At 32.3% G+C, this 11,484-nt stretch carries 7 protein-coding genes; 2 read left to right on the top strand and 5 right to left on the bottom strand.

Going from position 1 to position 11,484, the window contains the following annotated elements; genetic code table 11:
• Positions 1–23: 23 nt before the first annotated feature.
• The 4 genes from LRP81_RS17945 to LRP81_RS17960 all read right to left on the bottom strand — a co-directional run bounded on the left by LRP81_RS17945 (position 24) and on the right by LRP81_RS17960 (position 9,116).
• Positions 24–1,904 (bottom strand): type IV secretory system conjugative DNA transfer family protein, encoded by a 1,881-nt coding sequence (locus tag LRP81_RS17945; protein ID WP_230503681.1) that lies wholly within the window; start codon positions 1,902–1,904, stop codon positions 24–26.
• Positions 1,888–2,562, bottom strand: a complete 675-nt coding sequence (locus LRP81_RS17950; RefSeq protein ID WP_230503683.1) for a hypothetical protein — start codon at positions 2,560–2,562, stop codon at positions 1,888–1,890. Before LRP81_RS17950 ends, LRP81_RS17945 begins: the two co-directional genes overlap by 17 nt.
• A 765-nt stretch (positions 2,563–3,327) precedes the next feature.
• The gene (locus tag LRP81_RS17955; protein ID WP_230503685.1) at positions 3,328–4,869 is read right to left on the bottom strand and encodes a primase C-terminal domain-containing protein; all 1,542 of its coding nucleotides are present in this window, start codon (positions 4,867–4,869) and stop codon (positions 3,328–3,330) included.
• 959 nt (positions 4,870–5,828) lie between these two features.
• On the bottom strand, positions 5,829–9,116 hold the full coding sequence (locus LRP81_RS17960; RefSeq protein ID WP_230503688.1) for a metallophosphoesterase family protein: 3,288 nt from the start codon (positions 9,114–9,116) through the stop codon (positions 5,829–5,831).
• Between the two features lie 360 nt (positions 9,117–9,476).
• Here LRP81_RS17960 and LRP81_RS17965 point away from each other — a divergent pair, with 360 nt between their 5' ends.
• Together LRP81_RS17965 and LRP81_RS23495 are read left to right on the top strand one after the other, a co-directional pair.
• Positions 9,477–10,085 carry a recombinase family protein gene (locus LRP81_RS17965; protein WP_230503690.1) on the top strand — a complete coding sequence of 203 codons (609 nt, stop codon included), beginning with the start codon at positions 9,477–9,479 and terminating at the stop codon, positions 10,083–10,085.
• 69 nt (positions 10,086–10,154) lie between these two features.
• Positions 10,155–10,376, top strand: coding sequence for a helix-turn-helix domain-containing protein (locus tag LRP81_RS23495; RefSeq protein ID WP_399208034.1), 222 nt, complete (start codon positions 10,155–10,157; stop codon positions 10,374–10,376).
• A gap of 986 nt (positions 10,377–11,362) precedes the next feature.
• Here the strand turns inward: LRP81_RS23495 and LRP81_RS23500 are convergent.
• A partial coding sequence (locus tag LRP81_RS23500; protein WP_399208037.1) for a transposase occupies positions 11,363–11,484 on the bottom strand: 122 nt, incomplete at its 5' end.

Here is an 11,484-nt window from a genome sequence, read left to right on the forward strand (position 1 = left end):
TTTCAACTCTCATCACCACCTCTTTAGAGTCCAATTAGTGGGTTTCGCACATAAACAATTTCAGGCTCTACAGGGTAATCACCCTTTGCTGCCTTTCGTGTAATTAAAAACTGACCAGCTCGTAAATCCCGGATTTCATCAGGGCTCACTTTAAACTTGTTCACTTTACGCACGGTTCCTGCATCTTTCATTAACTCTTTGCGATGCAGTGGTCCCTTTCCTTCAGTTGTAATCGTCATATCATGATCTTTATAGGTTCCTAATACATTAGCCCATGTTTCTATTTCATCAGGTAGGTTAGTATGGCCAATTGCAAATGTATTTGTATTACCAATCACACGCCTAGCAAGTGTCGGACTAACATCATCTAAATCTGCGACTAGTTGGGTCGCAATACAACAATGAAAACCTGCAGAACGTGATTTATTGACGGTATCAACTATTTTGTCATTTGCATAAACGCTAAACTCGTCATAAATCGCAAGTAACGGTTGATCTTTTTGCATCGTTCGATTCCGATAAGAAACTAGATAGTTCAAGTCTAATATAAGAAAACGGGCAATTTTTTTAATAAAAGAATCATAGATCGTCCCATCAAAAGAAACAAACAGCGATTCTTTCTTTTCGCTCAACGATAACAGGTCCAACCCATTTTCTTTTTCTTCAAATAGATGGCCTAATTCACTATCTAACAGCAGATGAATTTGCGTTCTAACAGATGCTGCGTTTTCAAAAAGGTACAGTTCTCCTTCTTCTGAAGCTTCATATCTGCCAAAAATTTTATACTGATGCTTTTTTGCACGTTCACTCAGTTCTTTTTCAACTTTCACAGTATGTGTGGCAATGCCCATCTCTTCGTTATCAAATAAGCCACGATAGCCATCTTGCTCTGTTGATGTATCTTCTACATCTATTACTTTTTCAACCGTATCATTCACTAGGATTTGTTTTATATGGTTAGGTTCGAGGTAGTATGCAAAGGTGTGTAAATCTCGTTTAAAGCCATAAGCATCAATAAACTGGATAATCACCTGCACGAGTGAAGTGGAAATTTCACTGTAGTATTTACTTTCCGTTTCCACTAATTCTTTTAATTTGTCAGTAATGACGGTAGCATTACCATATTTCAGAGGGTTGTATGTGAGAGATTCTTGATCGCTAAATATTTGGAGGTTTTTCTTATATGCTTTGCAAATGGTGGATACTTCTTCAATAGACTCCATTGAGCCTTTTCCATCAATAAATATCATCGGATAATCATTGGCTAGTGCGTACTCTACATAATTTAATAGATAGATGGTTTTACCACCGCCTGTAGTTGCAACGATAAAATGATGTTGATTAATTTCCGAAAAGTCCAATTCATATGCTTTTCCTTGCTCCGTAATTCCTAATAAAACACGATTGTATTTGCCTTCTCTCCTCCATTTCTCCTGAAGTTTTGCATTGAGCTTATGCCTCTGTTTTCGGACCTTGTGATACTTCCCAGATTCTTTAAATCGATCACGTTCATCTTCAATTGAATTCACCTTTTTATTTCTGAACATTTCACTATATAAGTAAAAGCCATAGGAAATCACTAAAGCTCCACTTATATACATGATGTACGATGCTCGTGACAAAACCAAAGGATAACCCGTTAATTCGACTAACCAATTCATATTAAAAGGCAACATGCTATAAAGTCCAAAATAAGCAGCAGGATTATTCATAAACCCTAATACCAAAAAACAACAGCCAATAACAGCTAATATCAAATGAAGTATAGGTTTATGGAACATTCTGGCCAATATATAGAGGGGAATCGAAAATACGAGCAAAGGAAAAATAAACAAGACAGAAAGCAAAAGAGCACTAACCATACCTATCTCTTTTCCAACATCTTTTTCATTCTTTATCTGCAAAATGCATCAGCCTTTCAATTAATTCTAATTGAAGTGCATCCTTTCGAAAGTTTTGTGCGGTTGCTGCTCTAGTAACAGCCTGCCTAATAACATCCGAATAACATAAATAACGTATTTTTGAATATCGACCGTTTAAAATTTCACCTGTGTACGTATCAAATTTACGTAACAGTCGTTTGTAAGATTTTTGAGTCAACTCTACTTCATGAGCTACCTGTTCTCCGTTCTCCGTAACTACAAAATCAGGAATACGATCAGGTAGTTTTTTTAATAAAGTTGTGTTCTTTCGGTCTGCTAAGGTAAAGTTTTGTTCTAAATATTGGCTTCTTAACTCTCGCTCTGTAATAAATTCAAAAGAAGCACCTTTTTTTATCGCTAAACTTCTTAAAGCCAACAAACAATCATTCATTATCAATTGATGTTTTAAACCTGCATAATTAATTTTAGTAAAAGGCGTTAAAGTACTACCTAGATAGTCCACTCCAGACGGACGCATATATAGAATTAGTACCCGTCCAATCTTCTCTTCAGCAATAAAGCCTAAATCTACTAATCTTGGCTTTGCAGCATATACTGTAACATAACTAATCTTTCCCTTAAGATATTCCGATAGTTGCGTCGACGTAATCACACCGAATCGGTTTATCGCTTCTAACACTTGTTCTTGCTTCTCTGATAATAATACTCTAATGCTAATCTCCTCCTATTTATCATCTCCTTCTTTATTCTCTAAAGAAATAGCTTCCATACAAGTATTAAACTAACATCCTACTTAATCTTTTCTCTTTCTCTTGACATTAATTACTTGACCTACTTCTCTTGATCTTCCCTCCCTTGACCTTAAAAGTCACTTAAATTTATCCTTCCTATCTACCTTAACATTCAATATTTTCTGAATTCAATCATACATAATACCCATTTTATTACAGCCACACCAGCCAGTGTTCTCCTGACCTCACACAAAGTATGTTGCTTGTGTGAGGTCAGGAGATTTATTAGGCGATAGCATAATAAAAGATGGTTGGTGTGGCTGCTCTTCTAGGAATCTACCAAATGAATTTATTAAATTTCATTAATCCCCTGATTTAACCCAGATTAAAGCAGCATTTAAGCTAAAAATAGCAATGTCTTACATACTACCTAAAATTACCAATAGAGATTATCCCTCATTCAACTACTTAACACTTCAACTCCTCAAAAATCCAAACATAGAAATACATATATAAGTTCGCATACACAAGAACCTCAAATTCACTAATAATCTTGGAGGAAAAAAGATTCTTCCCCTAACATGTAAGACTCACTGTAAAAAATATAAATCCTTTAAAGAGGTAACAGTTAAAAACCCAAAAGCAAAAGAACCCTTATAAACTATATGTAATGGCAGACTGGCACATTAAAAACAAAGGTACTTATACCTGTTCTATAATGCGTGTTCCCATTTGGTTATAGGTGGACTTCCTCGCTGCTCTTTTGAATCTAGCACTCTGCTAAACTCTTGAATAACGTCTCCCATCCCTAGGAAGTCATTAATAGAGAGAAATCTCTTTTTAACAATCTTCTCTAGTAGCATCGGTTGTTTATTTCTTTTTACTCTATACACGTAATGTTTTACTAGTATTTTTCGACTTGTAATCGTTGTGGTTGCCTTTCGCCCAACACCAACAGTAAACCTAACGATCCTCTTAGAACGTTTTAATACCTCTCGTAAACTAGAGACGGCCATACCGAATAAAGCAGCTAATTTCTTTAAAGATCCCTCTAGAAACGGCTGCACTGCAGAAGTGTGTTTCTCCATATATGTTAAAATGTCATTTTCCCACTCGTCGTAATGTGAGCGTTCTCGATCTTTACGCAATTTTGCATGCTTGTAAAATCCATTAACACCAGAAAGATAAGAAGTTTCTTTGATACCAGCACTCTCAATTAGAGCTTGTACATACTCTTTTTTAGGACCTTTATATTTGCCAGAATATGCACTTTTGACTGTCTTTACAAATTCTCTTAGGGTTAATGGTGACTCTAATTTACTGTTAAACTGGTCCAATTCATCAAACATGTCTGCATATGGCACACCATCGGCATAGTTAGCTAAAGCTAGTGTCAGAATAGCGTTATTACGGCCAAATACTCCCTGTTCTCCTTTAATATGTTCAGCGTTCATCAGTGCATAATACCAGGAAGATTGTGTTGCATTTAGAACACTCTTGGTTATAAAGTGATCACTTCTTTTAACTTGTGTTTGTTTTTCGTACTCTTTTGACCAGGTGAATAACGACTCATTACAAATAGGATTTTCATCGTAGTACACAATATTATGGTCATTGGGCATACGGAAAAAACCAAAGTAAGTAGCATTGGTATCAACTTGAACATGCTCCTTTAAGGCTAGACGAATATTAGAGCTTAGACGTTTTGCAAACGATAAACCATTAAACTGTTGTTCTTTACGTATAAAAATAGGCTTGTCCAGAACGAAAAAAACTTGATACCCTCTTGGCGTTTCTAAAATAAGATTCGGTCTTGGTAGTTCCCATTCATCACATCCCAAAAATAAGGCGTATAGAATTTCAGCTCTCTTTATGTCAATATCTAAAGTGATCACATTGATCTGTTTTAAATTATCTAGTGAGTGACCTGTTATGTATCGGCGACTAAAATCTTTGTAGCCTCCACCATAATACGCATTTGGTGTCCAGTGAGATAGGTATTTATATTGCTCTAATAAGGTTTCAACACTCGTAATAACATGGCCTTTCCCATTTACAAGGTGCTCTTTTGTTGGTGTGACAAAAATGACTCCTTTTTTATACGTCTTTTTTTCCTCTTTATTTGAGTGCGTTGAAAGTGTTGGTTTAAATGGCTGCAAAGCACCCTTTAAGATAAAGTTCATTACTTCTCTTACCTTTGATGATGGGTAACTTTTATCAGGTTGTTGAACTTGTGCTACATCAAATAACGTCATAACCGATTCATTCCTTTTCCTAGAACAAAAAAGCTTTGCTCTACTTTTTTAAGTAGTAGCAAAGCTCAATCGGGTTCAACATTATCTAACAATCTTTGATTCTCCTATTCTCATCCTTGTCAAAAATTGCAGTAAAAATTCTCCTAAAAAGGCAGTAAATATACCTTGATTTATACATATAGAGACTTTACTTGCAATCTAAAAAATGATAATATGAAATCAATAAATTGAATAGTAATGTACAAACAAGATGGCGACCAACCGATTTGTTTGCTACTATTTTTAAGAATCAGTGCTCCAACACTGGTTCTTTTTCTATGAACATTTTTATCAATTTTGGTTAATAGTGATCACTGTTGATTATCCTTTATTTCCCTCTAGCCTTTAATTACCCGTATTATAGCACACGTTTTTTCTACATCCCCTCTCCCCTTAGAGAAAAGTGATCACTTTGAAAACGCTTGAATCCCTTGTGGCTCTAAGCGAAAAAAATTTACTTTTTTTTTGAACGGAACACCTTTGGTTAACAAGTGAACACCGATTAACGGTAGTGAACATTTATTAATAAACTTCTAAAATCCTTTACTATCAACCAATATACTAGAAAGATTGACTCTTCATATGGAACACTCTTGGTTATAAAATAATCACTTTTTGTTTTTTGGACGGAACACTCATGGTTGCCACTTTCTTCATAAAGATCACCATATGGGTCACTTTTGGTAATAAAATGATCACTTAAGACAAACTTAATGTTTAGTATTCTTAAGTATGATGATAATATAGCCACTTATTGGCAAATGCTTTATAGAACACTCTTGGTTGGAAGTGATTACTTATAGATCACTCTTGGTAGAAAAGGTCATGTTGATTTAGTTAAATTCATAAAAAAAAGACCACTTTTGGTTATAAGTGATCTTTTTTTATCTCAAATATCTTAGTTTACATTTTACTCACTCTCAAAATATTTCTCTTGGATCTTTCTTTTTCTTTCTTTTTCTTTTACTAGACCTTTTATTTTTCACACTAGCTAGGAATTGCCTTTTTTTAATTTTATTTTTCGTTTCCTCTTGATTGCTTTGACGCTTTGGATGATATTTTTGACTATCCTTCATGTATACTAATTTTTTCATCAAATCTGGATAGTACTCATGTTCTTGTCCTAATTTTTTTGATTCATACTGCCTTAACTTTGTAAAAACAAAATCTAATACAATATTTCTAACCTGGTGTGGAACCATTGCATTTAAATACTCTTTACTATCTTCTTGATGTAAGTCAGTATACATAAATAATGCTGTAAATTTATATATATTACTTACATTGGGCTTATTTTTCACATCCTCTAAATATTCTTTAAATACAGAGTCTAACTTAGATGTACCTAGATTATTAAAAAGTAACATTTGGTGAGCCGGCACTATAAATTTCATCATTACTTCTAAAAATTCATTGGCTATGACTGTTTCTTTAGATACATCCGTAACTGACCTTTTTTCATTTTTCTTTTTTATTTTGATAAGAATACTATAATACAGTCCCATGAAAGTTAATGAATTTTCTAAAACATCTTGATAAGCTCGCTTTTTCAATAAAATATCCTTGGATTCTTCAGAATTCTTCAAAACTCTTGCTCCTAGAATCCAAGCTTTTTCTAATAATTTCATTTTAGAATACTCTATTTGAGGTTCCTTATTTTTTATTCTTGCTTGAGGAAAAGAGTTACTATCTTCTAATAGCATGTCATTTAATTGATCTTCTTTTTCTTCTGAAACAGCCGATGCACTAATAAAATTGTCAATGTCTTTTTCTGTATTAAATTGATCAATAAATTTTTCATTTTCTTCTTTCTTAAATAGCGTATCAAAAAAATGTTCATTATAAGTTTCCCTGAATTCTCTTACTTCAAATACAGAATCATATGTTTCATTCATTAAAGTATTAATTCTTTTTAAAGCATCTGTTCTGTCACGAAATAGAGCTGTATAATAATCAATTTCCGAAAGGAACTCAAGAAAATGATCTTCATGAAAGACATGCTCTCTAAATTTTTCATCAATATCAATATTCTGCATTAGAAAATAATGAAAGAAACAATTTAAGCGAAACTTAATGTAGGTGTCATCCTCTGCATTATCCTCGATAAATAACCCAACGGATGTAAAGTAGTCAGGAATCCAATCGTAATATGGTTGTTTACCATAAGCTTTTGGTGTCCAACCTACTTCTTTAAAATGTTGTTGAATAATAGTCTTCAAATCTAGTACGCTTAAGCGATAGTTTATGTTACTACTCTCAAACATTTTTTTTGATATATGGACTAACAAGCTATTTTGATTTTGGTAATCAAAATCTTCAGATCGAATTTCTACCATATTATGCTTATCGAGCAATTTTTCCAGGAAATTTTGAAGCATTGCTGCATTATTTTTTGGTTTATAGGAATCCTGCTTTTCAACAATCCATAAAAACATTGACACCGCCATTGGTGTTGTAGGAATATTTAAAGAATGAAAAGTTTCAATAATTGTTTCAAATTGCTCATTTAATTTTTCATTTTCCTTTAAGCCAAACCATTTTTTCATTAATGTACGTATTTGATTACTCTGAAAATGTTTTATGGTTGCCACTTTGCAAACCTTAAAAAATTGTTGGGATAAAAACTCTAGTGGAATTTCCCCATCCCCTAAACCTTCAGCAGTTGAGACGACATTTAGATTAGAATTCTTTTTTAGCAATACAAGTAATTTATTTAGATACTTTTCTTGTTTTTTACTGAAAGACACATTATCCAATAAAAGCAATACATTATTATTTTGGAGATAATCTTCTACATTTTCTTTACGTATCCCCAAATAATGAACAATATCATTAATAATATGTGTGCTTAAATCTGCTCTTTTTAAATCAATATATATAGGAATTTTTTTATTTTCTGTATGCGTTTTTGCAGCGTATTGAAGCAGACGGTATAAAATAGTCGACTTTCCGCTTTCTCGATCTCCAAATAACAAGAAATGATCCGAAGTAGTACAAAGGAAATCTAAGTCTAATTCTTTTTTTTCTTCCGCCTTTTTGTCTTCCATTAGTTTCTCTTGCTTCATTTCAATTTTAGGTAAAACAAAAATAGATTCCAAATCCTTAGGCGCCTGAGTGTCTGTATTATAAATTAACAATTTCTCATCCAGTATTGGTAAGTAATTCGATTTAATTTTATCAATGACTTCTGATTGTTGATTAAACTGTTTTTTTTCTTCATTATTTGGAAGTCTAAATATACTTGTTCCATCTTCATTCATAGAAATTTCAATGTTTGGAATATATGATAATTTATTTAAACTGTATTTTCTATTATGTAATGTTGCTACTTTTTCAATTTCATTAAAGTCAATAATAGTATATCCATTGCAGTGTATGATACTATCATTTCCTACATTATCATCCCAATTTGAAGAGGCAATAGAACGGACAGTTCCATGCCCTAAGTTATTTTGGTAAAAATGAGAACCCGTTTGATGTACATGCCCAGTCAGTAGTAGGTCAAACTCTCTCGTAATTAATCCTTCTATTTCATCTTTATCACACTCTATTAGATGATCGTATGGATGATGCATTAGTGCAATTTTTATATCAAATTCGCATCCCTCAAAAGATTTTAATATTGTATTTAATTGTTTACGCCCCACTATGAGACGCATTCGATCATTTTCATCGCTACATCTCCAAGAACTATTTACTCCTGCAATTGCAATATGTTTTTCGTTCACTTTTAACTTTAATGAATACCCAAAATTGTCAGACTGAAAACTATCAATATCTTTGTAATATGCATCTTGAAAGCTTTTATAACTTTGCAGTCTTTCTAAATTTAAATCTTTCGGTTCAGCCATGTTTGAATTAATACTATCTTTATCTATTAACTCTTGTTGTAACTGTTTTTCAATTTTATTGTGTATCTTATTTCTTTCTACATCATGATTACCGGGGATAAATAAGAAACTCTCTTTGGGTAAATCTAATTGTGATAGGATTTCTTCAATAAAAATTTTTTGGAATAAGTTAAATGCAATAGGAGCATCCATCCCCCCACCTTTATCTATTAAATCTCCTGTAAAACAAATTAAATCTATTGGCTTTGTTTTATGGTACTTAACTAAATCTTTTATAAGTGGTTTAACAATGTTATTTATAAACTCCGAGCTTCTTTTTGGATTAAAATGTGCATCTGACAAATGAACGATTCTCACTAATTTTCTCCTTATCTAATTTAGAATTAATTCCCAAGTAACGAAATTTATCATAGTTTAAATATCCTATTCTTTTTTTACCATCATTTCTTTGCATATTTTGTCGAAAGATAAATTTTTTTGCGAATTTCACTTGATTTAATTTAATATTTTTCCTAATCCTAATTAGTACATTCATTTTTAATAATTTTGTATCTTTTTAGTTTCAAAAGGTGTACCTTTTTATCCTTTACTAGTGTACTTGAAAATATTGATAACCTACAGTTTCAAAAGGTTATATAATAAATAAAAGAACGTTCCATAAATAATATCTACCTTTTGGTTCGTTTTCGGTATAATTTTTATGGGAGGTTGAAATTTATGAAACGTTTTGCATATATCCGTGTATCTTCAAAAGAACAAAATGTAGACCGTCAACTAGAAACGATGAAAAAAGAAGGAATAGAAGAAAGAGATATTTTTATAGACAAATTAAGTGGAAGAAATTATGAACGGCCACAATACCAATTGTTAAAACAGTTAATTAGAGAAGGGGACGAAATAGTATTTGATTCAATTACCAGGATGGGGCGATCGATGAATGATACATTAAAAGAATATGAATGGTTTGTGGAAAACGGTGTGAAATTAAAATTTATCAAAGAACCAATGATAAACACAACCGATGAAGAAGATGTACTACAACAAGCTATTCAAAAGGTTATTTTAACTATTCTAGCTGCTTTTGCTGAAAAAGAAATTCAAGATACAAAAATTAGACAATTTGAGGGGATTGCAGCAGCTAAATTAAAAGGGAAGCATCTTGGCAGACCTAAAACAGAAATAACTTCTTTCTTTATAGAAATTCATGAACAATGGAAGAAAAATCAAATTACTGCTACAGAAGCTATGAAACGTGTAGGGATGTCAAAAACTACCTTCTATCGTAAATCTAAAGAATTGAAATGGGAAAATCAAAAGGAGAAATAAAAAACTATATAGGATTAAACTAATGAATTATCTAATTATACAATTGAGTTCATTATTAACTTTAGGTTGGTGAAGTATTTGAATCCCAAATTAATAGGAGACAAAATAAAAGAACTTCGTATAAATGCCGGGTATTCTCAAAGAGAGCTAGCTGACGGTATTTGTCCCCAAGCTCAAATAAGCAAGATTGAAAGAGGAAGCGTCTTCCCAATTGCCAATACTTTATTTCATATTTCAGAAAAGGTCGGAGTTGACCCTACTTTTTCGACATTAGTACAACACCAAAACTAGATGAGATTCTGATTCCAGGACAACGGTATGAATTTTCAATACTTACTTTGGCATAAAGGTGTTATCCAGTGTGAATTACTTAAATTAAGACATTGGAAAAAGCCTTTAAAGTTACTCCAGTTGATAAAATATGGAGTGAACAACAAATTGAAATTGCACTAAGTCTTGGTTCTGTTCATAATACCATGGAAGATTAAGAAAAAGCGGATTTATATCAGCTTATAAAAGAAGAAATAGAAAAGAAAACCTTAATTAAAACCTCCAAAATATTTTCGCGCTATTGTTACAGTATAGCTAGGGTTTAAACTAGGACAAGCTGAATACGACCTATCCATAAAACACTGTGAAGAAGGTATAGAGTACTGCATTAAGGAGGAATCTCAAGCTTTTTCGGAGAATTCCACTATCAAATAGCATACAACTATGTATTAATGGAAATTGTCCAGCTGCAGATAAGTATTACTCAAAAGCTATGTGAATATAAAACACCATAAAGTTACATGTTATGATAAGTTTTTGCAAGAAAAACTTGAGTTGATTAAAAGGGTAAAATGAAGGTAAAGAGGTGAATGAAAAATGGTGAAGAGCGTGGTATTCACAGATCCTTAAACACTGACGCATTCCATCTTTAGCTTTGTTTTTTCAGTGTTTTTAGTTGTCTAATTTTTATTGTAATTTCAACTTTTGTATTTATTAGCAAACTCGTTATATTCGAAAGTTTTATATTTACGTAAATCGTATACCTTCCTCGGAACTTGTTGAAAAATAGTCAGGTCCCCTTTAGTGTTTAGTAATACGAAGCCATATACCATCAATTTTTGAATCAGCTTCATTAAAAAAAATTAATCATTATCTTAAGGAAATGACATTTCAATATTATGGAAAAAATTATATCCTTACATAGAAAAGCGAGGAGGTGTTAAATTTGAATCTATCTAAAAAAGGTTCTACGTCAAATGTTGGGGTGAAGTGATTTTTACTTCACCCTATCCAATATGCGTACCCAATCTTTTATACTTATGTGTTAAGAGTATTTTTGCTCGAAAACGCTGAAAGCTTCTAAAACCAAAAGCGTTCCGTTTCATAACTTTCGTTAAGTTGTTAATCC

This window comes from Sutcliffiella rhizosphaerae, from assembly GCF_917563925.1.
Classification (GTDB): domain Bacteria; phylum Bacillota; class Bacilli; order Bacillales; family Bacillaceae_I; genus Sutcliffiella_A; species Sutcliffiella_A rhizosphaerae.

Excerpts from the sequence above, each read along its gene's own strand:
- LRP81_RS17955 (WP_230503685.1), bottom strand. The coding sequence starts at position 4,869 with ATGACGTTATTTGATGTAGCACAAGTTCAACAACCTGATAAAAGTTAC.
- LRP81_RS17965 (WP_230503690.1), top strand. The coding sequence starts at position 9,477 with ATGAAACGTTTTGCATATATCCGTGTATCTTCAAAAGAACAAAATGTA.